The 25,201-nt window shown below is 56.3% G+C and carries 22 protein-coding genes; 15 read left to right on the top strand and 7 right to left on the bottom strand.

Annotation, left to right across the window (positions count from 1 at the left end; all coding sequences use genetic code 11):
* Window positions 1–57: 57 nt before the first annotated feature.
* The 3 genes from O77CONTIG1_RS26010 to O77CONTIG1_RS05975 form a co-directional block, all read right to left on the bottom strand.
* Window positions 58–1,920, bottom strand: a complete 1,863-nt coding sequence (locus tag O77CONTIG1_RS26010) for a sensor histidine kinase (protein ID WP_068508885.1) — start codon at window positions 1,918–1,920, stop codon at window positions 58–60.
* A gap of 306 nt (window positions 1,921–2,226) precedes the next feature.
* Entirely contained in the window at window positions 2,227–3,123 is an 897-nt protein-coding gene (locus tag O77CONTIG1_RS24215) for a hypothetical protein (protein ID WP_156434970.1), read from the bottom strand.
* 176 nt (window positions 3,124–3,299) lie between these two features.
* Entirely contained in the window at window positions 3,300–6,107 is a 2,808-nt protein-coding gene (locus O77CONTIG1_RS05975; RefSeq protein WP_068508881.1) for a CBS domain-containing protein, read from the bottom strand.
* A gap of 107 nt (window positions 6,108–6,214) precedes the next feature.
* On the opposite strand from O77CONTIG1_RS05975, the gene psbZ reads away from it, so the two are divergent.
* From psbZ to O77CONTIG1_RS27780, 3 genes are read left to right on the top strand one after another with little or no spacing between them, the layout of a single operon-like run.
* On the top strand, window positions 6,215–6,403 hold the full coding sequence (gene psbZ, locus O77CONTIG1_RS05970) for a photosystem II reaction center protein PsbZ (RefSeq protein WP_068508879.1): 189 nt from the start codon (window positions 6,215–6,217) through the stop codon (window positions 6,401–6,403).
* A 21-nt stretch (window positions 6,404–6,424) separates the two neighbouring features.
* Window positions 6,425–6,790 (top strand): 6,7-dimethyl-8-ribityllumazine synthase, encoded by a 366-nt coding sequence (ribH, locus tag O77CONTIG1_RS05965; protein ID WP_317134216.1) that lies wholly within the window; start codon window positions 6,425–6,427, stop codon window positions 6,788–6,790.
* Window positions 6,775–7,005 carry a 6,7-dimethyl-8-ribityllumazine synthase gene (locus O77CONTIG1_RS27780; RefSeq protein WP_317134215.1) on the top strand — a complete coding sequence of 77 codons (231 nt, stop codon included), beginning with the start codon at window positions 6,775–6,777 and terminating at the stop codon, window positions 7,003–7,005. The genes ribH and O77CONTIG1_RS27780 overlap by 16 nt, the downstream gene beginning before the upstream one ends.
* 14 nt (window positions 7,006–7,019) lie before the next feature.
* Here the strand turns inward: O77CONTIG1_RS27780 and murB are convergent, their stop codons facing one another.
* Together murB and murC are read right to left on the bottom strand one after the other, a co-directional pair.
* A complete protein-coding gene (murB, locus tag O77CONTIG1_RS05960; protein ID WP_084782982.1) occupies window positions 7,020–7,967 on the bottom strand; it encodes a UDP-N-acetylmuramate dehydrogenase in 948 nt (315 codons plus the stop codon).
* A gap of 223 nt (window positions 7,968–8,190) precedes the next feature.
* Window positions 8,191–9,747, bottom strand: coding sequence for a UDP-N-acetylmuramate--L-alanine ligase (gene murC, locus O77CONTIG1_RS05955; RefSeq protein WP_317134214.1), 1,557 nt, complete (start codon window positions 9,745–9,747; stop codon window positions 8,191–8,193).
* Window positions 9,748–10,611: 864 nt separating this feature from the next.
* On the opposite strand from murC, the gene O77CONTIG1_RS24210 reads away from it, so the two are divergent.
* The 12 genes from O77CONTIG1_RS24210 (at window position 10,612) to O77CONTIG1_RS05900 (ending at window position 24,035) form a co-directional block, all read left to right on the top strand.
* The gene (locus O77CONTIG1_RS24210) at window positions 10,612–10,782 is read left to right on the top strand and encodes a hypothetical protein (protein ID WP_156434968.1); all 171 of its coding nucleotides are present in this window, start codon (window positions 10,612–10,614) and stop codon (window positions 10,780–10,782) included.
* A gap of 158 nt (window positions 10,783–10,940) precedes the next feature.
* Window positions 10,941–11,612 carry a nicotinate (nicotinamide) nucleotide adenylyltransferase gene (gene nadD / locus O77CONTIG1_RS05950; protein ID WP_068508876.1) on the top strand — a complete coding sequence of 224 codons (672 nt, stop codon included), beginning with the start codon at window positions 10,941–10,943 and terminating at the stop codon, window positions 11,610–11,612.
* Window positions 11,613–11,773: 161 nt separating this feature from the next.
* On the top strand, window positions 11,774–12,397 hold the full coding sequence (locus O77CONTIG1_RS05945; protein ID WP_068508874.1) for a TetR/AcrR family transcriptional regulator: 624 nt from the start codon (window positions 11,774–11,776) through the stop codon (window positions 12,395–12,397).
* A 139-nt stretch (window positions 12,398–12,536) separates the two neighbouring features.
* Window positions 12,537–13,211 carry an HAD family hydrolase gene (locus O77CONTIG1_RS05940; RefSeq protein ID WP_068508872.1) on the top strand — a complete coding sequence of 225 codons (675 nt, stop codon included), beginning with the start codon at window positions 12,537–12,539 and terminating at the stop codon, window positions 13,209–13,211.
* A 207-nt stretch (window positions 13,212–13,418) separates the two neighbouring features.
* Window positions 13,419–14,765, top strand: coding sequence for a hypothetical protein (locus O77CONTIG1_RS05935; RefSeq protein WP_068508870.1), 1,347 nt, complete (start codon window positions 13,419–13,421; stop codon window positions 14,763–14,765).
* Window position 14,766: 1 nt separating this feature from the next.
* A complete protein-coding gene (locus tag O77CONTIG1_RS05930; protein ID WP_068508868.1) occupies window positions 14,767–15,846 on the top strand; it encodes a HAMP domain-containing protein in 1,080 nt (359 codons plus the stop codon).
* A gap of 172 nt (window positions 15,847–16,018) precedes the next feature.
* Window positions 16,019–17,344: a hypothetical protein gene (locus O77CONTIG1_RS05925; RefSeq protein ID WP_068508867.1), complete on the top strand. Its 1,326-nt coding sequence runs from the start codon at window positions 16,019–16,021 to the stop codon at window positions 17,342–17,344.
* 125 nt (window positions 17,345–17,469) lie between these two features.
* Window positions 17,470–18,564 carry an arginine 2,3-aminomutase gene (blsG, locus tag O77CONTIG1_RS05920; protein ID WP_068508865.1) on the top strand — a complete coding sequence of 365 codons (1,095 nt, stop codon included), beginning with the start codon at window positions 17,470–17,472 and terminating at the stop codon, window positions 18,562–18,564.
* A 54-nt stretch (window positions 18,565–18,618) separates the two neighbouring features.
* Window positions 18,619–19,380, top strand: a complete 762-nt coding sequence (locus tag O77CONTIG1_RS05915; protein WP_068508863.1) for a MinD/ParA family protein — start codon at window positions 18,619–18,621, stop codon at window positions 19,378–19,380.
* Window positions 19,381–19,437: 57 nt separating this feature from the next.
* Window positions 19,438–20,148: a diacylglycerol/polyprenol kinase family protein gene (locus O77CONTIG1_RS05910; protein ID WP_068508861.1), complete on the top strand. Its 711-nt coding sequence runs from the start codon at window positions 19,438–19,440 to the stop codon at window positions 20,146–20,148.
* A gap of 246 nt (window positions 20,149–20,394) precedes the next feature.
* Window positions 20,395–21,714 carry a valine--pyruvate transaminase gene (locus tag O77CONTIG1_RS05905; RefSeq protein ID WP_068508859.1) on the top strand — a complete coding sequence of 440 codons (1,320 nt, stop codon included), beginning with the start codon at window positions 20,395–20,397 and terminating at the stop codon, window positions 21,712–21,714.
* Between the two features lie 203 nt (window positions 21,715–21,917).
* Window positions 21,918–24,035, top strand: coding sequence for a DNA phosphorothioation system restriction enzyme (locus O77CONTIG1_RS05900; protein ID WP_084782254.1), 2,118 nt, complete (start codon window positions 21,918–21,920; stop codon window positions 24,033–24,035).
* A gap of 257 nt (window positions 24,036–24,292) precedes the next feature.
* Here the strand turns inward: O77CONTIG1_RS05900 and O77CONTIG1_RS05895 are convergent, their stop codons facing one another.
* Both O77CONTIG1_RS05895 and O77CONTIG1_RS05890 read right to left on the bottom strand, forming a co-directional pair.
* Window positions 24,293–24,712, bottom strand: a complete 420-nt coding sequence (locus tag O77CONTIG1_RS05895; RefSeq protein ID WP_068508857.1) for a type II toxin-antitoxin system VapC family toxin — start codon at window positions 24,710–24,712, stop codon at window positions 24,293–24,295.
* A 7-nt stretch (window positions 24,713–24,719) separates the two neighbouring features.
* The gene (locus tag O77CONTIG1_RS05890; protein WP_286132563.1) at window positions 24,720–25,079 is read right to left on the bottom strand and encodes a hypothetical protein; all 360 of its coding nucleotides are present in this window, start codon (window positions 25,077–25,079) and stop codon (window positions 24,720–24,722) included.
* Between the last annotated feature and the right edge of the window lie 122 nt (window positions 25,080–25,201).

Here is a 25,201-nt window from a genome sequence, read left to right as displayed (position 1 = left end):
CTACGGCCTAATTCAGAGTTCCCTCAGTGAGCCGAACTCTCTACTCTGTGCCTTTGACTAAGCCTGGGCCTGTTGGGGCTGGTTGGAGGGCAGCTTCAGAGGGACCTCAAAGCAAAATTCCGACCCTTCCGCTGGAGCTGAGGTGCATTTCAGCGTGCCACCATGACGCTCGGCAATAATCTGATGGCAAATCGATAGCCCTAGGCCGGTTCCGCGTCCCACAGGTTTGGTGGTGAAAAAGGGATTAAAGATGCGCTGCTGCACGTCCGTCGTCATGCCTATACCGTTGTCTGTAATACACACAGAGACGCGATCCCCTTCGACCAGGCAGGTTCTGATCCAGATGGTGGGAATCTCGTCGTGTTCTTCTAGCAATAAATCCTTGGCACAGTCCAGACAATAGGCCAGATTTCCACCCTCTCCAGCGGTATTGCTGGAATTTGCCTGTTCTCTCATCGGCTCCAGAGCATCGACTGCGTTGCTCAGAAGGTTCATAAACACCTGGTTGATCTGTCCGGCGTAGCACTCGACAAGCGGCAGGTCGCCATATTCTCGGACAATGCGGATATCGGCGCGGTTTGGCGTACCCCGGAGGCGGCTGTTGAGCAAAAGTAGCGTACTGTCCAGCCCTTCGTGCAAATCGACAGACTTCACCTCGGACTCATCCAGTCGGGCAAACACGCGGAGCGATCGCACGATTTCGCTAATCCGCTGCGTGCCGACCTGCATTGACCCCAGCAGCTTGGGCAGATCATCCTGAATGAATTCCAGCCCCAGTTCCTCTGCCTTTTCACAAGCAGCAGGCAGATCAGGAACATGGGATTGGTAAAGATGCAGCATTTCTAGAATATGCTGCATATACTCTTGAGCGTGGAGCAAATTGGAGCGGATAAAACTAAGGGGATTGTTAATCTCATGGGCCAGCCCTGCCACAAGCTGTCCCAGGCTCGACATCTTTTCCGTTTGAATCAGTTGCGACTGAGTTGCCCTAAGATCTTGCAAAGCCTGTTCGAGGTGAGCGTTGTTGTCTACTAACTCCTGAGTGCGCTGCCGCACCTGTTCTTCCAGACTGCTGTTGGCACTGGCCAGGTCTGCCTCGCGCTGCTGCACCTGCTCTACCATTCGCTCAAAGCTGCTTGCCAGTTGGCTAATCTCATCTCGCACATAGCGACGATGAAACTGCGTCAGCGCCCGATCATATTCGCCCCGGCTCATTTGCTCAGTAGCATCGGTCAGGTCGATAATCGGTCGCGTAAAGGAGCGGGCCAGCAGCACCACCAGACCCAGCAGCAGCAAATAGGTGCTGCCAAAGGCGATTGCTAAGCTTCTGCGAACTTCTCGCTCAAGATTTCGGATCTCGTCGGCCCGAAAATCGATCCCCAGCAGCCCAATCACCTGCCCCTCAGCATTTTTAATCGGGCCATAGGCAGAAATCCAGCTTCCCCAAGCGTCGGTGTAGGGCGAGAGCGTCAGCGTCACTTCCGAAAATCCCTGATAGAGGCGCGTTTTGTCCGGTGTGGCGAGGTAGGCTTCCCGAAAGCTCGTGGCGTTCTCCGGCTGCAAAACTCGCAGGCTGTCCCCAATCCAAAGAGCCTCGTAGGGTTTGGCTCCCTTCACCAGGGTATAGGGATTAGCCCGTGGCTCTACATTATGAATTCTCATCAGCCATTCTTGATGGCGCTGATAGAGGGGGTTTGAGGCGGGTACTGGCTCATCCTGCGGCACAGGCAACTGGGAAAGCTGGGAAAACTCGGTCGCATCAACACCGGCGATCGCCCCGTCGAGCGTATTCACCATGTCCTGCCTTAGCCCCTCCCTCACCCGATTTAGCGCTTTGCTATAAAGCCAGCCGTATAACCCGACAAAAACCAGCCCGCTAGCTATCGCAAAGCCCAGCATGAGCTTGAATTGGAGGCTCATAAAAGGATGGCGAGGCTGTGAAGGAGAGTAGCTAAAGCGAGCGCTGCGAGGCAAAAAGTCTAAGGACATAACTGGCACAATCTCGATCCAGGTCTCAATCCAGGCTAGGAAGGCCAGCGCTGGGATGTGCTGAATCTGGCGATGGATCTCACTACTTAAGATGCCCGATTTTTCAACCGTTTAACAGAATAGTCCGCGAAAAACTCGAATCCCAGAGCATCCACTCGTTGTTATTTCCCGAACATCCAGCTTGTGGCAATTGCGTACTCTCTCTGAGCAGTCCAAAAAAGGCAGGGGCCGGAGGGGCTAGGGGAATGGCGGCGACGAGGGGGCTGGCAAAACCGGGATTTCGACGGACTGAGTTTGTCGAGGGGGTTCGGGTATGTCAGAACTGGGTTTGTTTTTTTGAATGCTCTCTGAAAGGGGAGGTGCTTGCACAGGAGGGGGAGGTTCAGGTGGAGCAGGCTCAGACGAAAAGCCGGCGGGGGTTGGGGGCTGTGAAACTGGAGAAGGTGGCTCTACGGGAACCGCATCTGGAGCAGTCCAGGCCGGTTCATCGACCGGGGGAGGGCTCAGCGGGTCGGCGAACTCCTCCGGAATCTGGCGACGGCTTTGGATTGGAGGAGATTCCTGGAACTGTCGTTCTCGAATTGGTGCTGTGTGCGGTGGCGCTTCGGGTAGCACCTCTTCCGAAAAAGCTTCTGGGGAATACCGCCTGACTGGATCATCCCCCACCCAGCCTTCGATCGGCGGAAAGGATTGCTCATTATTCACGAACGGATCGAGCAAGGCCGGTGGCTCTCCGGCATGAGGATTTTGAGCTTGGTGGCGGATGGCCCAGCCCAAGGCTGCCCCCCCCAACCCCGCGACCACAGAGGTTAGCAGCAGCGACGCGATTAGCCAGCCCTGTCTGCCCTTGCCAGGCGAGGGAGAAGCATTGGTTGGCGAAACTATAATCGTCGTTTTGGGCTTTCTACCTGTTGCATGGGCGATCGCCCCCTGATGCAGCTTCTCATGTGGCTTCTGGGAGGCTGCCTGAGTCCTTTCCTGAGCCGTTTCCTGAGGCGTTTTCTGGAGCGTTTCCTGAGATGGCTCCTGAGGCAACTGGCTGCCATTGCGGCTGGCCCCGCTGCCGTTCATCTCTACGTCGAGGCTGTCGGATAAGGGGATGGGATTGGAGCCAGAGTCGTTAGGTGGAGTCATAGGCGGAGTGGTGGGGAGGATCACTGCGGATTGTTAGGTAGTCATTTCCAGAGGATGGACATGGATTGCTTGTGAAGGACAGCCGCCGTGTTGTTTAGAATACTTCACCATTCCCTACCATCCTACCGTGACCGGGATGCTCCTATGTTTACAGCGATTTACAGCGATTTGCAGCGCTAGCGCTGGGGAAATTGGCGAGCTAGGAGATGTTCTGCCTGTTGGCGCAGGGTTTCTGGGTCGCCCTGCAACTCGCCATCCAGGGTCGCTGCTAGCAGCCTGTCTAACATCGGCTTGAACTGCTTGCCGGGTTTGTATCCAAGGCGCTTGAGGTCGTTGCCGTCGAGGGGCGGCTTCACCTGCGACCAGACGGTGAGATAGTGCCAGATCAGGCGGCGGCGGGGGCGGGGGCTGCGAACCGTTAGCAGGGCCAGCGTGGGCAGGTCATAGGCGGCGAAATGGCGCACGATCTGGCTGGGACGTGGCGGCTCGGTAGCGTGCTGCATCAATTGCTCGAAGTTGGACAGGGCAGTTTCAATGGCGTGCAGGCTGGCGAGGCGCTGGATGCTGTCGGCAGGAAGCTGAAGGCCAGTGGCGATCCGCTCTCGGACGCTGGACGGATCATTTGGCATGGCGGGTTCTGGTGGGTCTGTGGAGGAGTCGGCGGGCAGGTGGGCGATCGCCACTTCTAGCAGCAGCAGCCAGTGTTCTAGCCGATGGTTAGGGTCAAATCGGGTCAGCCAGCGATCGCCCAGCCGCAGTTGTCGCCACAGTTCTGCATCCAGCGTCAGGGCAGGATGCAGGCAGCGCAGCGCGTCCAGGTCAGCCAGTTGCCGAATTGCGGCTTTCCAGTAGGGCGCTTCTAGGATGAACTTGAGTTCGCGTCGCAGCCGAGTTTGCAGTGCTGGGGCCCGGTTCATTTCTTCCTGAATGCGGAAATACACGCCGCTGGCGATCGCATGGCGAATTTGCGCCTCCGTTTGTGGGTCGAGGGTGAACCCCAGACGCACAGCAAAGCGCACCGCTCGATAGATGCGGGTGGGGTCTTCGATAAAGCTGTTGGCGTGGAGGACTCGAATCTGGCGATCGCGCAGATCGAGAAGACCGCCAAAGAAGTCGAGCAATTCTCCCCGGCGCGGTTGGGTCAGGCGAATTGCCATTGCGTTGATGGTGAAATCGCGGCGATAGAGATCCTGGCGGATGGAACTGGCTTCGACTTCGGGGTTGGCGGCGGGGTAGGGATAAAATTCGGTGCGGGCGGTGGCGATGTCGATCCAGAGGGAGTCAAGCTGGGGATGGTGATGCCAGGTGAGGGCGGCGGTTTGAAACTTGCCGTGGACCTGGAGGCGGGCTTCGGGGTGCTGCTGCTGGAGCGATCGCGCTAGTTCCACGCCCGCCGCCTGATCCGCCGCTTGATGGCAGCCATCTACCACGAGATCAATGTCTGGCAACAGGAGCGGCCCATCGGTTTGCAGCAGCAAATCGCGCACCGACCCGCCCACCATGTAGAGCTGCCAGCCCCGCGCTGCGGCTAGGTCGGCTGTGTCTCGCAAAATATCCCACAGGGCAGGCACGAGGCGATCGCCCAGCATCTCCCAAATCGCATCCGGCAGCGGGCATAGGCCGCCGCGTCCGACTGCGCCGTTCAGTGCTTCTGCTTCTCGCTGCTGCCACACCTGTCGCAGCACATCTGTCCGGGTGACGATGCCCACGAGCCGTCCCTCATCCAGCACGGGCAGCCGCCCAATGTCATAGGTCACCATCAGCGACTCGATTTCTGGCAGCGGCGTACTGGGCGTAATGGTTTTGACATTGGTGGTCATGTAGCCTTTCACTGGGGCGTGGCCAAAGCCGTGGTGAAAGGCGATATCCAGGTCGCGCCGAGAAATCACGCCCACCAGCCGATCCTGCTCGTCTACCACCGACAGACCAGAATGCCCGTAGCGCAACAGAATTCGCTGGGCTTCGGCAATGGTGACATCGGGACGAATGGTGCGGACGGGGGACGACATCAGGCTGCGGGCCGTGGGCGGGGTTGGAATCGCAGTGCGTAGCTGCTGCACCAGTTCCGTTAGCGTGGCTTGAGGAGCGCTCGTTCGCAGCGTTACCGCCGCTGCCGTGGGATGCCCCCCGCCACCCAGCGGCTTGAACAGTGCCCCCAGGTCTGCCACTGCGCCGCGACTGCGCCCGATCACCGTCAGACGCGACTCGTTCAGGTGTTCCTCCGACCTGCCCGATTCGACTTGGCCATACTGCGCCGCCAGCAGCAGCACGTCGCTTTCCGTCAGCGTGGTCAGGTGGCTGGCCAGGCTGGAGAGGCCGGGAATATAGTCTGCCGTGGGCAGCAGCACCCACGCCAATCGGTAGCCCTGCACGGTTTCGGTGTGGATCTGCTCGAGGGCGATCGCCAGCAAGTCCTGAAGCTGGGGCGACAGACCCGGTTCCACATAAGCGGCGATCGCCTGGAGGCTGGCTCCCTGCTGCATCAGCCAGGTGAGCGCCGCCGCATCGCGCACGGTGGTATGGTCGTAGGTCAGCGACCCCGTATCGACATGAACCCCCAGCGCCATGACCGTTGCTTCCGCAGGCGTGAGGCGAATTTGGCGCTGCTGCAAAGCTTCCGCGATCAGCGTCGTGGTTGCCCCGACGGCCTCGACCAGCCGTGTTTTGGCGGGAATATCGCCGCCCCCCTCTGGATGATGGTCGTAAATTGTAATCTCAACCGGGAGATCCAGCCATTCTGCTGCTTTACCGAGGCGATCGCGCCACTGTGTGTCTACAACGGCGATCGCCCGAATATTTTGCGGGTTCACCGCCCGCCGCTCGATGAGCGCATACTCATCTCGGTGTAGCGCTAGAAACTGTTTGACCGCAGGATGACTGCCCCCCGTCAGCACGATCCGCGCCCCTGCCCACAGCCGCGACAGGCCCACCGCCGCACCCAGCGTGTCAAAATCAGCCGTGGTATGGCAGAGGATGAGATCCATGAGGGTTCAATTTCTGATAGCTTAACTACTGGGGCTATTGGGGCACGGGGTTTGCTTCTAGTCTGCCTTATAACATTTCATCTTTAGCTGTGTTGGGAGGAAACGCGATGTCCATTTTGTTCCAGCTTGCGCTTGCGGCTCTGGTCTTGCTGTCGTTTGTGATGGTGGTGGGCGTGCCTGTGGCCTACGCTTCGCCCCGCAACTGGGATCAGTCCAAGCAGCTTCTATTTCTGGGGTCTTTTGCCTGGGTGGCGCTGGTGATTGTGGTCGGTGTCTTAAATTATTTCGTGGTGTAGAAAACCAAGTCTGGTAAATTCATGGCCGTTTTTGAGGGAACGTTTACCCAAACCGAGTCGTTGCGCTTTGCTATCGTGATTGGGCGGTTCAACGATTTGGTGACGGGTAAGCTGCTGGAGGGCTGTCAGGACTGCCTGAAGCGCCACGGCATTAATCCAGATCCGCAGGGCACTCAGGTCGATTATGCCTGGGTGCCGGGTTCTTTTGAGATTCCGCAGGTGGCTCGGCAACTGGCGCTAACTCGCCGCTATGACGCGATCATCTGCATCGGCGCAGTCATCAAAGGGCAAACGCCGCATTTTGACTATGTGGCAGGAGAAGTGTCAAAGGGCATCGCGGCTGCCTCGTTTTCAAACGGGTGTGCCGGGTCGTGTTTGGCGTGTTGACAACGGACTCGATGCAGCAAGCGCTAGAGCGGGCAGGCATCAAGAGTAATAAGGGCTGGGACTACGCCATGAGCGCGATCGAGATGGCGACGCTGATGCGCCAGATCCGCACTGCAAATCCTGATCTGGGTAATGGGCTGCCCGGTGCAACCAATCCGCAGTTGCCGTCGCCGCTGAAGAGTGCGATCGCCCCGACCGACCCTGACGGGTTCTAGCGTGTCGCGAGCCGCTAAAATTCTCCCCAAATCTTCACTTCTGGCTCCAGCGTAATGTCCCAGCGCTGAGACACTTTTTCCTGGACGTGCCGAATCACGCGATACACGTCGCTGGCGGTGGCATTGCCCAAATTCACAATGAAGTTCGCGTGCATGGGCGACACCTGCGCTCCACCGATTTGAAACCCCTTTAACCCCGTTTGCTCGATCAGCCAGCCCGATGTATGCGGCTCTGGATTGCGAAAGACGCTACCGCAACTGGGCAAGTGGTAAGGCTGGGTAGAGTGGCGGCGCTCTTGGCAGGCGCGAGTTTCAGCCGTCACCGCCGCTGCGCCTACCTCGGGACGAAGCTGGAAGGTTGCCTGGGTCACTAGGCGGCTGGTGTCGCCTTGAAGAATGGACGTACGATAGCGAAAGCCTAGATCCGCTGGCGAGAGTTCCTGCGTTTCACCCGTTTGCGTCACCAGCTGAGCCTTCACCAAAATATCGGCGGTGCAAGCCTGGTGTGCGCCCGCGTTCATGGCTACTGCGCCACCCACGGTTCCCGGAATGCCCACGGCCCACTCTAGCCCCGCCCAGCCCCGATTGGCTGCTTTCCAGGCCAGACGGGCGATCGGCTCTCCGGCCGCCGCAATGATCTGCCCCGTTGCGTCATCGAACTGAGTCTGGCGCAAGCGGCGTGTGCAGATTACTAATCCCGGCAAGCCGCGATCGCTCACCAGCAGGTTAGACCCCAGCCCTAGCAGCGTGATGGGCAGCCCTTCTGATGTGGCCCAGGCAAAGCAGGCCCGCAAATCGTCTAGCGTGCGCGGCGAGACAAACCATTCTGCTGGCCCACCCACTCGGTAAGAGGTGAACCCTGCCAGCGACACCAGTGGGCGAACGGCACAGGTCGCGCCGACTGGCGTAAAGGAGAGGCGATGTTCAAAACTGGACTGAGGAACGGGGTTGGCCAAGGTCATAACCTGAAAAAACGCAGTGCGGGTGCTAGAGCGCATACCACTCCGAGCGCGGCCCAAGCGCAGGCGGTTTCTAGCGATACCGTCCTGATTGTGCCGCCTATCAGTTTAAATCGGGATTGAACCCGGATTGGGCCGGATTCAAACCACCCCGCAAGAATCTGCACCCAGAATTTCCCAAAATCTGCACCAGCATCGATCGTTGTACGGCTAGCAGACGATATTGCTAGGCAGACTGGTAAGTTGCCAGAGCGTTTTGGGTTTCCAGGGTTTGATGGGCAGATACCAGTTCTGGGATAATCCGATTCAAGTTGCCTGCACCCAGGAATAGCGCCAGATCTCCCGGCTTGAGGGCACGGGTGAGGAAGGCTGACACATCGTTGAGCGTGGGCTGGTAGATGACATTTGGATGGTGTTGGGCGATCGCCCCTGCCAGGTCTTCTCCAGAAATGCCCGTCGTGTTGACTTCGCCTGCGCTGTAGATGTCGGTTGTAATGACCAGATCTGCATCGCTAAAGGAGCGGGAAAACTCCTCCAAAAAGACCTGGGTACGGCTGTAGCGGTGCGGCTGGAAAATTGCCACCACGCGCCGCTGCTCGCTGGCAAACGACTCGACCCGCAGCCGCGCCGCTGCCAGCGTCACCTGAATTTCGCTGGGGTGGTGGGCATAGTCGTCGATAAAGAGAATTTCGTTGGCTTCGCCGCGCAGCTCGAACCGACGACGCGCCCCCTGGAAGCTCTTGAGGATTGTGGCGATCTGATCAAACTCTAGATTGAGATAGCGACCCACGGCGATCGCCGCCAGCGAATTACTCAGGTTGTGGCGACCCAGCACCGTTAGCTTCAACGTGCCCAGCAGCGTGCCCCGCTCCCATACGCGGGCTGTCGTCCCTGCGGCTCCATACATCACCTGATCCACGGTGTAATCAGCGCCCGATGCAGGATTGAGGCTATAGCTGATATGGGGCGGCACTTCTGCCCGCAGCAGGTCACAGTCCCAGCAGCCCACCAGCACCTTGCAATTGTTAGCAAACGCCTGGAAGGTTTTGACGACCTCATCCACCGTAGCGTAATGATCGGGGTGATCCAGCTCGATATTGGTAATCACACCGATCTCAGCCGCCAGTTTCACCAGCGACCCGTCCGACTCATCTGCCTCAGCCACCAGATATTCGCCCTGCCCTAACCGCGCATTGCCTTCCCAAGCGCTAACTTCGCCCCCGACCACAATCGTCGGGTCAATTCCTGCCCGCAGCAGCAGATAGCCGATCATGCTGCTGGTGGTGGTTTTGCCGTGGGTGCCCGCAACGGCGATGCCCCGATACTCCTGCATCAGCGCCGCCAGCAGGTCAGAACGATGAAAAATCGGACAGCCCAAGTCCAGCGCTGCCCGATATTCAGAGTTATTGGGGTTGATTGCGGTCGAACAGATGACCTGCGGCAACAGATGGGAAACAGGCAAGGGATGCGGGGCGATCGCCCCACGAGCAACGGGTTCTGCACCAATGCTAACAACGGCCAGATTGCCAGCTTCTTCGGGAACAGCCCGCACCACTGCTTTGCCGTTGGCATCCGCTCCAAAAAATTCTAGGTTAGAAGCATCTTGGCTCAAAAAGATGTGAGCGCCTTCTGCCTGCAATCGTCGAGTAATGTCGTTCAGGCAGATATCTGACCCAGAAACAGGCAGGTTTCGCTTGGCTAGGATATAGGCAAGCGCCGACATGCCAATACCGCCGATGCCAATGAAATGGAACGGCATACCGCTAAAATCAACAGGATTCAACGTCCTCACTCCTTCTACACCACACCACACAATGTCACGCGATATCATAGCAAGAATTACTTTTTCGGGATAGCTAAGGTGATAATTCACATCCTGTCCAGCATCCTGTCCAGAGGTGTTTATCGAGAGGCTGAATGGCTCAAATGGCCGATTGATTAATTTTGCAAGCCAAAGGGGGTGATAATTGAAATGGATAAATCGTCTGCGAGAACTGAGTCGGTTAGCCCCTCATTGCATGACTGCCAAGTTGCAGGATTGTGTAAACAGAGTCTAGTAAAGCGCCTGCCTGCTGCTCTAAAACTTGCCTTTAGATATTGCCTTGAATAACTGCAAAAAGTCTAGTTCATAAACTCATTCAGTCCGAGCCAGACACTTTATAAAATCAGCATAAAGTCAGCCTCGACAAGCCATTTGCAGCTCTTGGCTGGTGAGTGATAGAGCGATTAACAAACATTCAAGTCAATGAAAGTTTGCTCTGATTTTTGCCCCTACGAAGCGGATTAAAATCAGCTTTGCTCAATCTTCCCAGTCCCTAATTCAGTAAACTCCGAAACCATGCATGAATTGTGCATCGCCGATTAAGCTGACATCTGATGCAACCCCTAATGCTTTGGGAAACCTACCAGAGAACTCTGCTTTAGAGCATTCTGTTTCGTTACACCACTGTTTCGTTACACCACTGTTTCGTTACACCACTGTTTTGTTACACCACTGTTTCGTTACACTACAAAGACGTGAAAAACTGCTGATTGTTCAAAGCCGGCCTGGAATTTACACAATCTTACTTAAGATTCCGAATTTATTACAGTAATTACTGAAATCACTGATTCCTGAGCGCGTCTTGGAGTGCGCTGAGACTTGGTGATGCGACTTGATTGGGCGATCGCCCTGATGCACTTGGCTGCAAAGCAATGGGATTCGACCCGACTCACCCATTCATTACGCCTATCCGTTACACCCATCCATTACTCTGATAACGGCAGGCGTGGGTTGAACCACCGTTCGGCGGCGCTGCAATTTACTAACACCCTATGAGTACACCCTATGAATACACCGCGCATCCCCCTGATTTCGGGACAAGTCGAACAGGCTAGAAACAACCTGCCCCTAAAACTCTGCCTCTGAAACTCTGCCTCTGAAACTCTGCCTCTGAAACTCTGCCTCTGAAACTTTGTCTGCAATTTCAACCCTCTATGCAACGCCTGGGCATTTTTGGCGGCACGTTTAACCCGCCCCATTGGGGGCATTTGCACATTGCGGAGGCGGCGTTGCACCAGGTGCAGCTTGACCAGGTGTTGTGGATTCCTGCGGTGGTGCCGCCGCATCGCAAGGGACAGGACGTGCTGGCGATCGCCCATCGGCTGGAACTGGTGAAGCGGGCGATCGCGCCTCACCAGTCCTTTGCGCTCTGCTGCGTCGATCCCAAAACAGCGGGCGATCGCTCCTACGCCATCGACCTGCTCCACCAACTAGAAACGCAATACACGCAATATATAAGTAACAATCATGAAATCGGATCTGCCGATAATCAATGGTTTTGGATTATCGGGCAGGATGCCTTTGCCACGCTGCCCCGCTGGTATCGTCGTCGGGATCTCATTCCCCGCTGCACCTGGCTGGTTGCGCCGCGCCGTCCCCTCAGCCCCGCTGCCACTCCCGCTGCCACTCCCGCTGCCACCATCCAGATTCTCCAGTCCCAGGGAATTGACATCCGCTGGCAGCAGCTCGACCTGTCGCCGCTAGACATTTCCTCTAGCCAAATTCGGCAGCGCGTGGGCGATCGTCTGCCTATCGACACGCTCGTCCCCGATGCCGTGCGTGAATACATTGAGGAGAAGCGGCTTTATCAGTGCCCTAATCTCTAATTTCTGTAACAGGTGCGTCTTTTCTGGGTTTCCCGATCGACAATGTTGCATACGGATAAGCGGTAAGCGGTGGGGCGATCGCCCTTCCGTCTTCCATTTCTTGACCACTTACCCCGCGACTCCCTCCATCTCCCCGCTCCCCGTCCCCTCCGACTGGCGCTATGCCTCTGTTTCAGCGACCCCCCCAGACCGAAGGCGAAACGCGCACGCGCATCCTGCGGGCGGCGCAGCGGCTGTTTGCGCGGCGGGGCTATGACGGCACAACGACACACGATCTGGCAATCGAAGCAGGTGTGGCCGAGGGGACGCTGTTTCGACACTTCGAAAACAAGAAAGCAATTTTGGTCGAAGTCGTAACGCAGGGCTGGGTGGAACTGCTCACTGATTTGCTGACGGAACTGAGCGAAATGGGCAGCTCTAGGGCGATCGCCCAGGTCATGCGAAAGCGAATGCTCAACTTGCATCAAAACGCCGACATGCTGCGGGTGTGCTTTTTGGAAGCACAGTTCCACCCCGATTTGCGCGATCGCATCCAGACCGAAGTCATCAGCAAAATGACCGATGTCGCCGAAGCCTTCTTTCAAACCGCAATGGACAATGGCATCTATCGCCGCATGAACCCGCGCACCGTCGCGCAAGTGTTTCTGGGAATGTTCACGGTGGCAGGCTTTAGCCGCGATACTATCATGCCCGAACAGTCTTCCCCCGCCGCTATGCAGGAAATGGCCGAAGGCATCGCCGATATCTTTCTCCACGGCGTGCTGGCCGACTCCAGCGAAGCGTGAAGGAGCTTGGAGTTTAGATTCCTAATGTTGGATTTTGGATTGCGGACTCGCCTCGCCAAAATCCAAAATCCCAAAATTCTAATCCCTCTTCTTTCTGTCATACTGCGGGTGACAAGACGCAGGCAGAAGGACGTTTGGCATGTTGAAAGCGCTGTTGTTCGATCTAGATGGAACTGTGGCCAACACAGACCCACTGCACTACCAGACCTGGAAAGCGGTGATGGCGGAGTTGGGCATGGAAATCGACCGCAAGTTTTATGACGCAAACTTCAGCGGGCGGCTAAATGAGCAAATTGTCCGCGATTTGCTGCCGCACCTGTCGGCAGAAGAGGGCGCAAAGCTGAGTGCTGAAAAAGAAGCGCGGTTTCGCCAGCAGGCAACGAGTCTAGAGCCAACGCCGGGCCTGTGGGACGTGCTGCACTGGATGCAGCATCATGAGTTGCGGCGGGCCGTGGTGACGAATGCACCCGTGGAAAATGCAGAATTCCTGATGCAAACGCTGGCCCTAAAGCCGCTGTTTCCTGTGGTGGTGCTGGGCGACGAGTTGCCCAAAGGTAAGCCCGATCCGCTGCCCTACCAAACGGCGCTGGAACGGCTGGGCGTGTCAGCGACAGAGGCGATCGCCTTTGAAGATTCACCCTCTGGCATTTGCTCGGCAGTGGGGGCGGGCATTCCCACGGTGGGCGTGGCGGCGACCCACTCAGCCGAGGAGCTGAGCCAGTTGGGCACGCGGCTGGTGATTCAGGACTTCACCGATCCGCGCCTGTGGAGTTGGCTGAAATCGGCAAGGAGTCTCCAAACTACCAATTTCTAAACCAATTTCTAAATAGCAGTCCTCAAATAGCAGTCCTTAAACCATCCCTCCTGAGGCCGTGTTCCTTCACGAAAGCTTGTCAATCGGCTGGTGGACTCTCTCTGATTCCGGGAAACCTACGAAATAAGAAAGACTGCGAACCGCACAACACGCAGCGTCGCGATGAGAGGGGTGCATCCCTATTCTTCCAGCCCTGCGGAATCACCCATGCCCTTGAACATTAATCAATTTCTGAACGTGCGACTCGACGAAACCCGGCTGGTGCTGATGCTGGGTTTTGCGCTGTTTGCCAATGCCCTCGCTCAAAAAGTTTCGGAAATCGCCTCCCTCAGCAATTTTCTGGTGGATGTGGGGCCGTCGCAATTTTTGGTGGTGCTGATTCTCAGCAGCCTGGTCACCATTGCTATGACGGGCTTGCAGTCCCTCTGGGTCGATCGGTTTGATCGGCTGACGATGGTACGCGGCATCAGCGCAATTTTGGCGCTGTCGTTTATGGTGCTGCGGCTGATGTTTTTGCTGAGAACCCCTGGCTGGCTAAACTACGGGCTGTTTTACCTGCTGTCGGATCAGCAGTTGATTTTCTTTCCGATGGCGTTTTGGGTGCTGTCTAGCGATGTGTTCGACGTGGCGCAGAGCAAGCGCCTGTTTCCGCTGCTGGGCAGTTTGGGCTTTGCGGGCAGCCTGGTGGGAATCGGGGTTACAGCGCTGTCGCCGGGGCTGTTTGTGCATTTGCAGGTCAAGCCGGAAGAGCTGCTAATGCTGAATATCCTGCTCTATTTCCTGATGTATGTGGGGCTGGAAATTGGGCTAAAGGACATCAAGCTGCGGCGAACTCATCAAAAGCCAGAAACCATGCGCGAAGCCTTGTCTGAAGGATGGGAGTTTGTGAATCAGGTGCCTGCGTTTCGCTATTTGATGATTTCGATTTTGGCGATGATTGTCAGCGAGACGATTGTCGAATACCGATTTTATACCGTGTCGGGCGGGGCGATCGCCGATGCAGGCACCTACCAAACCTTCCTCAGCCTGTTCACGCTGGGGCGCACCGTCGCCTATCTGGGCATCCAGACGTTCATTACTCAGCGCCTCATTGCCAATCTCCAGCTTAAAGACCTGTTTCTGATTCAGCCTGTCAGCAGTTTGCTGGGCGCTTCGACAATGCTGGCAGCTCCGGGGCTGGGCGGAGCGATCGCTGGCGTATCGCTGCAAAAGCTGCCCCAGTACAGCATCGACGAAACTGCCCGCAAAGCCTTTGCCGGACTGGTTCCCGAAGAGCGGCGGGGGCGAGTCAGCCTGTTTCTGGACAGCTATCTGGTTTCCCTGGGCAGTATTCTTGGGGCGCTGATTACGGGAACTATCTTGCTAGTGGGGCGTTTAGGAGGGGGCGATCGCCTGCCCTCTCACCTGCTATATCTGGGCGTTGCGGGGCTGATGGCGCTGCTATCGCTATGGGCCGTTTTGCAAATGCGAGCCGTGTATGACAAAAGCCTGCTCAACTGGCGGCTAAAGCGTCGTCAGCGAGGCAAGAGCGTCCTCGATAAACTGGAGTTTTAGCGTGCAAAAGGTTGCCATGAGCCAGATTGTCTCCTCTGCATCTGCTGCCAATTTGGCGGAGAAACAGCGCTTTTGGAGCCTCCGCTGGAAACTGCTCACGGGCTTTACGCTCGTATTCAGCGCCGTTTTTGCAGTGGTGTACTGGTGGTTCTATAACTTTTCAACCGAAAAGGCGATCGCCCGCCTCAAACAAGACCTGGAAAGCACCGCCATCGGCACTGCCTATGGTGTCAATGCCGAGGAACTGCTGGCGCTGTATCAGACCGGGCAGCGAAACGCAGAGGGCTTTTCAGACGATCCACGCTACCTGCACCAGTTGGAATGGTTTGCAACCGCCCACCGCATTTCCCCCAACGTCTACGCCTACAGCTTCATTTTGGGCAAGCCGAGCGAAAACCGCCGCATCGGAAAACCGGCCACGACAGGTGATGAACTGGAGGTGATATATCTGGTCGATTCCCTCTGGCGATTTTTGCCAGAACGGGCGCTGCCGTTTTTGGAACCCGACAAGCCTTCACCCTATTCGCTGCGGGCCTTTCAGCAGGGTGAAACGGTCAACCGCGACCTCTACACTGACCAGTGGGGAAGCTGGATTTCTGCCTACACCCCGATTCGTGACAAGAGCGGAAAAATCGTCGCCGTGCTGGGAGCCGACATCGAAGCCGACCATGTCTTTGAGGTACAGCAGCAGTTGCGCGATCGCCTCCTGCTGTCGTTCTTGGCAACCTACGGCACGCTGTTCGGCTTGGTCTATCTGCTGTCGGGCATTTTGTCGCGCCCGCTAAAGGAACTAGCCGCCGCTGCCGAGCGTATTGGCGAAGGCGACTATAGTCAGGATCTCAACACGCTCAGCAAAAGCGCCATTCAAGACGAAATTTCTACCCTCGCCCGCGTGTTTCAACTCATGGTGGATAAGGTGCGCCAACGGGAAGAATCCCTCAAACAGCAGGTCGCCAGCCTCAAAATCGAAATTGATCAGGTAAAACGCCGAAAGCAGGTGAAAGAAATTGTGGAAACCGATTTCTTTCAGGATTTGGTCGTTAAGGCGCGGAAGCTGCGAAATCGGCCAATGGAAAAATAAAATCCGATGTGAAATCAATCGGATGTGACGGATGTGAATGGTTGTGTGGCTGGGCTGCGTCACAGTCTCTTTACTGAATCTCCCTGCTGAATCTCCCTGCTGAATCTCCCTGCTGAATCCAAATGATGGGGGCATCTCTGTTGTTGCATTACCATTCACCTGCTTAATCCAGATGATGCTGGCATCTCCCCCTCCCTTGGTCATTCTCGGCAACACGCTGGAGGCAAACGGCTACTTGCTATATCGAGAGCCAGATCTGGCGCAGCGGGAGGTGCTGATTCGTGGGTTTCGGGTGGCAAATGAGCGATCGCTCTTATGGCTGGGCGATCGCAAGCTGGTGATCACCGAAGCACCCATCGCTCATCTAGACTATCTGCGCGATCGGCTGGGCTACTCACAGCTTCAGCACGCCTGCCCGGAGCGTCCTTCAGACTCCATTTGTGCTGACATTTTGCGAGAACCTGCCCTGCTCCAGAAGATAGTAAACTATGCGGGCGATGCGGGCGCGGTGCAGCTCGTTCCCTACGCCACCACGCCTGCGGTTCACAAGCTAGCCGATGCGCTGCGGCAAGAACACGGGCTGACGGTGTATCTGCCGGAAAGCCCTGCCCCAGATCGGCTCTGGCTGCGGGAGTATGTGCAAACCAAGCTGGGCTTTCGGATGCTGGTGGGGCAGTGGTTGGCGGGTCGGCTGCCGGAGGGCTATGCGGCGCGGAGTGTCGAAGAAGCGGGGGCGATCGCCCACACCTTTCTTCAGCGCGGTCAGGGCTGCATCGTCAAGGCCAATACGGGCTTTTTGGGCATTGGGCATACGGTGTTTCGCCCGGAAGCTGCTCTCGAACTAGCGGAAATTTGCGCCACCCTCCAGCAGAACCCTTACTACGCTGGGGATCTGCTGATTGTAGAAGCGCTCATTCCCAGCGCTCAGGGGCTTTCGCCTTCGGCGGAGGTGGTTGTGCCTGCTAACCCGTCGGAACCGCCCTACCTAATTGCCATTTGCGCTCAGCAGGTGTTGCCGTCGGGGGCCTATGCCGGAGAAATGGTCAGCCCGGCCTGGAGAAACGCGCCCTGGTATGCCGACCTGAGCGCGGCCGCCCTAGAAGTTGCTCAAAAACTTCGAGCGATGGGCTACATTGGGCACTTCGATCTCGATGGAATTGTGGATGATGCGGGAACCCTATACCTGTTGGAGGTCAACGCTCGGCGCACCGGGGGAACGCATGTGTATGAATTGGCCCAGTTTTTGCTGGGAGAGCGGCGGGCGCAAACGGCGACGCTGCTCAGTTGCACCAGTGCGCCCTGTCCTGCGGTGGGAAATTGGGCCGAGCTGGAGCGGGCGATCGCCGATCTGCTGTTTCCAAACCTGTCGGGCTGGGGCGTGGTGATCACAAACAGCGCCGGGCTAGCCCGGCATCAAATCGGCTACGCCATTCTGGCGGCCAATCAGGCTGATGCGCTGGCTCTCCAACACACGCTCACAGCTCGACTGTCTCTCTAAAAGCAACAGGCTAAGCGACAGGGCAGCAAAGTGTAGAAATTTCGATTTTCAGGGATTAACCGCGCAAGTCTGCGTGATTAAAGCTCCTTGTCGTAAATTTTGGCTGAAATCGGGGGAATTCATCCATGCCGAAAACACAGGATTTGGTTTGGTCAGACTGGCGATCGCAGCTCCAGCACCGCATCAGCACCCTCGAAGGGTTGCAGCAGTGGATCAACGTCACACCCGAAGAGGCAGCGGCAATCCAGGCATCGGCGGGGAAATATCGCTGGAGCATCACGCCTTACTATGCTTCACTGATGGATCGCAACGACCCAAACTGCCCAATCCGCCTCCAGTCGGTGCCTGCGCTACAAGAGTTTCAGTCTTTTCCTGGCGCAGACCCAGACCCCGTGGGCGATACTCAATACCGCAAAACCAACCGCGTCGTTCACAAATATCCCGACCGCATCGTACTGCTGGTGACGGAGGTTTGCGCCGTGTATTGCCGCCACTGCACCCGCAAGTTTCACACCACCGACCTGGAAGGCACCTACTTTGAAACCAGCGAAGCCGCCTCCTGGGAGCAGGATTTTGAATACATCGCCAGCCACCCCGAAATTCGCGATGTGCTGCTGACGGGCGGCGACCCGCTCACTTATTCTGACGAAAAGCTAGAGCTGATTATTTCCCGATTACGCAAGATTCCCCACGTAGAGATTATTCGGATTGGCAGTCGCTATCCGGTGCTGCTGCCGATGCGGATTACGCCAGAGTTTTGCGCCATGCTAGAGAAATATCACCCGATCTGGCTGAATACGCATTTCAACCATCCCAAGGAGATCACGCCAGAAGCGGCAGCCGCGTGCGATCGCCTCTTGCGGCACGGCATTCCGGTGCAAAATCAGAGCGTGCTGCTGAAGGGCATCAACGATGACCTGGAAACCATGCGATCGCTCCTGCACGAACTGCTCAAAATCCGCGTCCGGCCTTACTATCTCTATCACTGCGACAACGTGACGGGCGTATCGCACTTTGCCACCAGTGTGGAAAAAGGACGGGAAATCATGCGAGGATTATTGGGTCATACCACTGGGTTTGCCGTACCGCAATATATCGTCACCACGAAGCTGGGTAAGATTCCCCTTTGGGAGACTCAGGTTCACGCCGACGAGCAGGGCTACTGGCTAGAAAATTATCAAGGTCAAACCCTCCACCTTGCCGAATCAGACGGATACTAGCAGCATTAACCCGTCCTCTATCCGCTCCGCAGACGATTTCTTTCGAGGTTTTTCATGTCCAAAGTGGTTTCCGTTCACTCCTATCGAGGCGGCACCGGAAAGTCCAACACGACCGCTAATCTGGCCACCATGATTGCGCGGCAGGGCTATCGCGTGGGCATTGTAGATACCGATATTCAGTCTCCCGGAATCCACGTCCTGTTTGGCTTTGGCGAAGACGACATAGAAGGATCGCTCAACGACTATCTGTGGGGGCGGCGCTCGATTTCGGATGTTGCCCATGACGTAACTTCGGTGCTGGAGGGCAAAGGGGGCGATCGCAGTAAGGTCTACCTCGTTCCCTCCAGCGTCAAAGCAGGAGAAATCGCCCGCGTGCTGCGCGAGGGCTACGACGTGGGGCTGCTGAATGAGGGCTTTCGTGAGCTGATCGAAACGCTAAAGCTCGACTATCTGTTTATTGACACGCACCCCGGCTTAAACGAGGAAACGCTGCTGTCGATTACGATTTCCGATGTGCTGGTGCTGATCCTGCGTCCCGACCAGCAAGACTATCAGGGAACTGCCGTGACGGTAGACGTTGCCCGCAAGCTAGAAGTCCCCAAGCTGCTGATCGTGGTCAACAAGGCTCCACAAGTGCTGGATTTCAACCAGCTTAAACAGCGCATTGAAGAAACCTACGATGCGCCTGTGGCAGGCATTTTGCCCCACTCGGACGACATGATGGTGCTGGCCAGCACGGGTATTTTTACAATGAAGTATCCCAACAACCCGCTGACGAACGTGGTGGAGGCGATCGCCCATCAGGTCATGGCCTAGTTGCCGCGTGGCTCGCCGGATGGATACTCCACCAGATATTCCACCAAAGGATAACCCTTGCTGAGTGCCCTCCCCTGGTATGCATCTGCTCCGCCGCTGTGGCTGCAACTGGCGGCGGCGGCGCTGTGGGTGGCGGGCATTACGCTGCTGGCAGAAGGGCTAAATCGGTTTCAGCTAGTCGAGCCGGAAACCGTCCGCAAAATCGTCCACATCGGCACCGGTAACGTGATTCTGATTGCCTGGTGGCTCAAGATTCCGCCTTGGGTGGGGCTGAGCTTTTCGGTGTTGTTTAGCCTGGTGGCGCTGGTGTCCTATCGGTTCCCGATTCTGCCTGGGATCAACAGCGTCGGGCGCAAGAGCCTAGGCACTTTTTTCTATGCCGTCAGCATCGGCGTGCTGATTGCCCTGTTCTGGCAGGCGCGTCCGCACTATGCTGCGCTCGGCATTTTGATCATGGCGTGGGGCGACGGGCTGGCGGCGCTGGTGGGCCAGTCCTTTGGGCAGCATCGCTACAAAATTGGCGACATCGAGAAAAGCTGGGAAGGCACGCTGACGATGGCGCTGGTGAGCTTTGTGATTGGCGGGCTGGTGCTGGGAATTTCTCAGGGAACCTCGGCGCTGTGGGGCGTGGCGGCCCTGGTGGCGATCGCCGCTACGGTTCTTGAAACTTTCTCAAAATGGGGCATCGATAATCTCACCGTGCCCATCGGCAGCGCCCTGCTGGCCTACGCTTTGGTGGAACAGGCTGGGCTGGGCGGTTTGGGTTAGAAACAGGGGCGATCGCCCTCTTCCCTCTCAAGTTTGCCCGCCGCCTGGCACAATTCCATCCAAAAATCGCCCCAACTGTCGGATTGACAGAAGCCCTTTTGTCGCGCACATTACATAAATCTGGACATAAATCTGGAGTCGAGAATCAGGCGCGAGGAATCCGTTGCACCTTGCCTCTCTCTACATCCCGTCGATCCCTTTCCAACTCAGCGTTTCGGAGCCATCTTCCTCATCCCATACCCGCCTATGCTTCCTGCTCTCACTCAGTTTGGCGAACAGATGTCCCACCTGACCGGGGTGCGGGCGATTATGAAAGACATCATCGAAACGCTGCGAACTGCCCAGGGACGCGAGTTTATTAACCTGAGTGCGGGCAATCCGGTGATTTTGCCAGAGGTGGAACAGCTTTGGCGCGACTGTACGATGGAACTGTTGGACAGCCCAGAATATGGTGAGGTGGTATGTCGCTATGGCTCCAGCCAGGGTTATCAGCCGCTGATCGATGCAGTGGCAGCGGAATACAACCAGCGATATGGGCTGAATTTGGGCGATCGCAACATCCTCATCACCCCCGGTAGCCAGTCGCTCTACTTTTTGGCAGCAAACGCGCTAGGCGGCTATACCACCGACGGACGGCTGAAGCAGATCGTGCTGCCCCTTAGCCCCGACTATACGGGCTATGGCGGTGTGACGCTGATTCCCGAAGCGCTGCGGGCCTATCGCCCCCGTTTAGAGATTGATGCCACTGCCCATCGCTTCAAGTATCGCCCCAACTTTGACCAGCTTGAAATCAACGAAACCTCAGGGTTTGTGCTGTTTTCGCGGCCCTGCAACCCCACGGGCAACGTGCTGACGGATGACGAGGTGCGGAAAATCGCGGCAATGGCGGAACCCTACGATGTGCCTGTGTTTGTCGATTCGGCCTATGCGCCGCCGTTCCCGTGTTTGAATTTCACCGAGATGACCCCGATTTTTGGCCCCAATATTGTCCACTGCACGAGCCTGTCGAAAGCAGGGCTGCCCGGTGAGCGCGTGGGCATAGCCATTGGCGACGAGCGGGTGATTCAACACCTGGAGGCATTTCTCACGAATCTTTGCCTGCATTCGCCACGCTATGGACAGGCGATCGCCGCCCGCGCTATCCGCTCTGGTCGGCTGGCAGCGATTTCTGAACAGGTCATCCGTCCCCACTATCAGCAGAAATTTGCCGCCCTAGAGGCTGCGCTAGACGAGGCCATGCCCGCTAATTTGCCCTGGTTCTTGCATCGGGGCGAAGGGGCGATCTTTGCTTGGCTCTGGCTCAAGGATTTGCCAATGAGCGATTGGGAGTTTTATCAGCATCTGAAGCAGGCGGGAGTGATCGTCGTACCCGGTAGCCCGTTTTTCCCCGGTCTGCAAGAGGACTGGACGCACACGCAGGAATGTTTCCGGATCAGCCTGACTGCCTCCGAGTCGGAGCTGGCTGAGGCGATGCGCCGACTCGCGCAGGTCGCCGATCGGGTCTATGCTCAATCGGGCATCAGCCAAACAGAACCGGCAGCCCGTTATGTCAATTCTCCCAAGTAGATAAAGATAGATAGAGTAAATAGAGCAATGAATTAAGATTGCTGAAAGCCTCCTAGATGCTTGACTGGCAACCCAAAATCGCAAACGGGTTACGAGCAGCTTGAACAGTGGGGAAAGTTGGTCACGAGTGCGTTTCTCATGGTTGGTCTATTTGCTGATCAACATACCTCACTGGCTGCAAAAACGCTGTATCCACAATTGGTATGGGCCTCAAAGACCTCTCGTTGCGAAATCAGTATCGTAGCGATCGCCATAACTTGCTGGCGGATTTCTACATCCCCTGTTTGGAGCGAGCGATCGCCTATGATCGTGCCGTCGGTTTCTTCTCCAGCACGTCTCTGGTGCTGGCGGCTCAGGGGCTAGCCGCGCTTGTGAAAACGGGCGGGAAAATGCGCCTGATTGCGTCCCCATATTTATCAGATGAAGACATTCGGGCGATCGAACAGGGGCTAAAACAGCGGCAGGACGCGGTTACAGAGGCGCTGTTGCGAGAGCTGGATCAAGAGTTTGAAGAGGTCGTTCAGGATCGTCTCGCTTGCTTGGCCTGGCTGCTGAGGAATGAAGTTTTAGAAATCAAATTGGCAGTTCCTTGCAACATCCGGCGACGAGGAGTTTATCACGAGAAGCTGGGCATTTTTAGTGATGCGTCGGGCCACCAGATCGTCTTCACAGGATCTGCCAATGAAAGCGCTAATGCCCTTAGCGACAATTTTGAATGCATCGATGTCTTCCGTTCGTGGCAGGTTGGCGATGCGGAGCGCATTGCAGAAAAAACGGAGGATTTTCAGCGGCTATGGGACAACGAAACGCCCAACCTAGAGGTGCTCGCTTTTCCAGAAGCGGCGCAGCGATCGCTCCTCCAACGCTGCCCATCCGAAGCGCCAACGCGAGAACCAAAGGTGGCATCGTCGAGCGGCAGCTATGGGTTTGAGAGCATCCATCTGCCCCAGCAGCCAGCGGGCATCCCCACCCTGCCCTTCTGGCTGACGCTGCGCCCCTACCAGCAGCAGGCGATCGCCAACTGGTTTGCCAACAACGGTCGGGGCACCTTGAAGATGGCGACGGGCAGCGGCAAAACCATTACAGCGCTGGCGATCGCAGCGGAACTCTATCAAAAGATTCAACTGCAAGCGCTGATTATCATTTGCCCCTATCGGCATCTGGTGCAGCAGTGGGCGCGGGAATGCCGCAAGTTTGGCATCACCGACCCCCTCCTGGCGTTCGAGAGCCGGCATCAGTGGCAGGGTTGCTTATCTAATCAGCTTTATAACGTTAAGGCTGGTCATCAACCCTTTCTGGCCGTGATCACGACCAACGCTACACTGATCAGCGATGGTTTTCAGTCACAACTGCCCTACTTTCCCAAGAAAACACTCATCGTAGGCGATGAAGCTCACAACCTCGGAGCAAAACGATTAGAAGCCAGCCTGCCGAGGAATATCGGGCTGCGGTTGGCACTGTCGGCTACTCCAGAACGCTACTTCGACGAGCAGGGAACGGAAGCGCTGCTGGGCTATTTTGGCCCGGTGCTGGAGCCAGAATTTACCCTAAAAGATGCGATCGCCCAGGGGGCGCTGGTTCACTACTTGTATTACCCGATTTTGGTTGAGCTGACGGAATCAGAAACGGAGCGCTATTCGGAATTGACCACGCGGATTGGGCGAGCGATGGCCATGGGGGAAGACCCGGACGAAAACGAGGGACTGGCGGCACTGCTCAACCAGCGGGCACGACTGGTGGGGGCGGCAGCGAATAAGTTAGAGGCGCTGCGGGAGGTCATGCGATCGCGCCTAGACACCAGCCACACCCTGATTTACTGCGGCGACGGGTCGGTCGAAGACGACACCAGCGCCGAAAGCCAGCGACAGCTAGAAGCCGTGACCCGCCTGCTGGGGCGCGACCTGGGCTATCGGGTCAACACCTACACCGCTGAAACCACGCTGGATGAACGCGAAGACCTGCGGCATCAGTTTGAAACCGGAGAACTGCAAGGGCTGGTGGCAATTCGCTGCCTAGATGAAGGGGTAGACATTCCGGCGATCGAAACGGCAGTGATCTTAGCCAGCAGCGGCAACCCCCGGCAGTTTATCCAGCGGCGGGGGCGAGTGCTGCGACCCCATCCGGGCAAACGCCGCGCTACCGTTTTCGACATGATTGTGTTGCCGCCCGATTTGGGGCGGGAAACCTTAGAAGTAGAGCGAAATTTATTCAGAAAAGAACTGACCCGCTTTGTGGAATTTGCCGACCTGGCGGATAACGCAGGCGAAGCACGGAGCCAGTTGCTCGACTTGCAGCAGCGCTATGGACTGCTGGACTTGTAAGCCTCAGCCCTGTAGAACGCTGTTAGACGTAGCCGCAATCCACCACTCCGTAAGCCTTTGATGCGTTACGCTGACGCTAGCACATTCTACAAATCACAATGTGTATCTACTTATCGATGCAGTTTATCGATGCAGTGGCTAGATGATAGATAACGGATGATAGATAACCTTGAACGCCCGCTAGTAACCTCTATGCTATCCCTGCCAATGTTCTGATCCCACCAATGCAGGGTTGGGCTGCTAGCACGACACAACAACTACTCAGACTTTTCTAGCGCTTGCAAGACCTGCCTGATAGACAGCACTGGTACTAAGGTGGTAGATAACTCAGCATCACGGGTAACAATTGCATCTAAGCCTTGAACCGATGCACCTGCAATTTGTACAGCATCCTCAAAATCTGGCGTAGTGAATGCCAGAGCTAATTCCAGCACAGATCGGTCAACGGGGCAAATTTCCATTGTCGACAAGGTGATTGCGATGACTTGTCTAGCTCGTTCGATGCTTTGAGTGTGTCGTCTCGCAATATAGAAAACATCTGTTAGCGTTGTTGCCGTCACATAACCGACAATCTGACCAGAAGCTATTTCCTGAAATAAAGCCTCCGCATCCTGAAAAAATGGCTCTCTTTCCAGTAAAAAATCCAAAATAAGATTTGTATCAACTAAAACTCCCATTAAGAAATTATTGAGAATACTTTTCGACCAGTCGCTCTTTCAACAGGGCTTTGACTTCAGCATCTGTAGGAGCAGGCTTGTCTGTTTTCAATAATCCACGCATTTGGTCAATTAAAGCCGTTCGTTCTGCCCGTAAACGCCCCCGCATAGAACTACTAGGAATATCAGTAGGAATATAAGTAGAAGATGGTTGCGCGGCTGTCTCTGTTTGGCTGACCTGCTTGTTAAGCTCCTGCTGAAGCGACTGAATAATGAGATTGACCAGCGTCAACCGATCGCTTAGCGACAATTTGAAGGCTTGTTCTTTAGCGTCCTGGAGTGACATAAGGGAATAATGATGAACACCAGTGTCTAAAATCTTAGTCAATTCTAGTCGTCATTGCTTCCCAAGGGTTCCTGGATCTAGAGTCCAACGGATAAGCTGACTATACGGCTACTTTCGATAGACAAATTCGATGGACAAACAATAGACAAGATAGCCCAATCACC

The organism is Leptolyngbya sp. O-77 (genome assembly GCF_001548395.1).
In the GTDB taxonomy this organism is placed as follows: domain Bacteria; phylum Cyanobacteriota; class Cyanobacteriia; order Elainellales; family Elainellaceae; genus Thermoleptolyngbya.
Note: the sequence above shows the minus strand (reverse complement) of the source record. Positions and strands in the feature narration are given on the sequence as shown.

Bases quoted from the DNA above. Each gene is read 5' to 3' on its own strand.
- O77CONTIG1_RS05935 (WP_068508870.1), top strand. From the start codon at position 13,419: ATGCCCTTGAACATTAATCAATTTCTGAACGTGCGACTCGACGAAACC.
- O77CONTIG1_RS05915 (WP_068508863.1), top strand. From the start codon at position 18,619: ATGTCCAAAGTGGTTTCCGTTCACTCCTATCGAGGCGGCACCGGAAAG.
- O77CONTIG1_RS24210 (WP_156434968.1), top strand. From the start codon at position 10,612: ATGCGACTTGATTGGGCGATCGCCCTGATGCACTTGGCTGCAAAGCAA.
- O77CONTIG1_RS24215 (WP_156434970.1), bottom strand. From the start codon at position 3,123: ATGACTCCACCTAACGACTCTGGCTCCAATCCCATCCCCTTATCCGAC.
- O77CONTIG1_RS05905 (WP_068508859.1), top strand. From the start codon at position 20,395: ATGCTTCCTGCTCTCACTCAGTTTGGCGAACAGATGTCCCACCTGACC.
- O77CONTIG1_RS05975 (WP_068508881.1), bottom strand. From the start codon at position 6,107: ATGGATCTCATCCTCTGCCATACCACGGCTGATTTTGACACGCTGGGT.
- O77CONTIG1_RS05940 (WP_068508872.1), top strand. From the start codon at position 12,537: ATGTTGAAAGCGCTGTTGTTCGATCTAGATGGAACTGTGGCCAACACA.
- ribH (WP_317134216.1), top strand. From the start codon at position 6,425: ATGGCCGTTTTTGAGGGAACGTTTACCCAAACCGAGTCGTTGCGCTTT.
- O77CONTIG1_RS05895 (WP_068508857.1), bottom strand. From the start codon at position 24,712: ATGGGAGTTTTAGTTGATACAAATCTTATTTTGGATTTTTTACTGGAA.
- murB (WP_084782982.1), bottom strand. From the start codon at position 7,967: ATGACCTTGGCCAACCCCGTTCCTCAGTCCAGTTTTGAACATCGCCTC.
- psbZ (WP_068508879.1), top strand. From the start codon at position 6,215: ATGTCCATTTTGTTCCAGCTTGCGCTTGCGGCTCTGGTCTTGCTGTCG.
- blsG (WP_068508865.1), top strand. From the start codon at position 17,470: ATGCCGAAAACACAGGATTTGGTTTGGTCAGACTGGCGATCGCAGCTC.
- nadD (WP_068508876.1), top strand. From the start codon at position 10,941: ATGCAACGCCTGGGCATTTTTGGCGGCACGTTTAACCCGCCCCATTGG.
- O77CONTIG1_RS05945 (WP_068508874.1), top strand. From the start codon at position 11,774: ATGCCTCTGTTTCAGCGACCCCCCCAGACCGAAGGCGAAACGCGCACG.
- O77CONTIG1_RS05925 (WP_068508867.1), top strand. From the start codon at position 16,019: ATGATGCTGGCATCTCCCCCTCCCTTGGTCATTCTCGGCAACACGCTG.
- O77CONTIG1_RS26010 (WP_068508885.1), bottom strand. From the start codon at position 1,920: ATGAGCCTCCAATTCAAGCTCATGCTGGGCTTTGCGATAGCTAGCGGG.
- O77CONTIG1_RS05900 (WP_084782254.1), top strand. From the start codon at position 21,918: ATGGGCCTCAAAGACCTCTCGTTGCGAAATCAGTATCGTAGCGATCGC.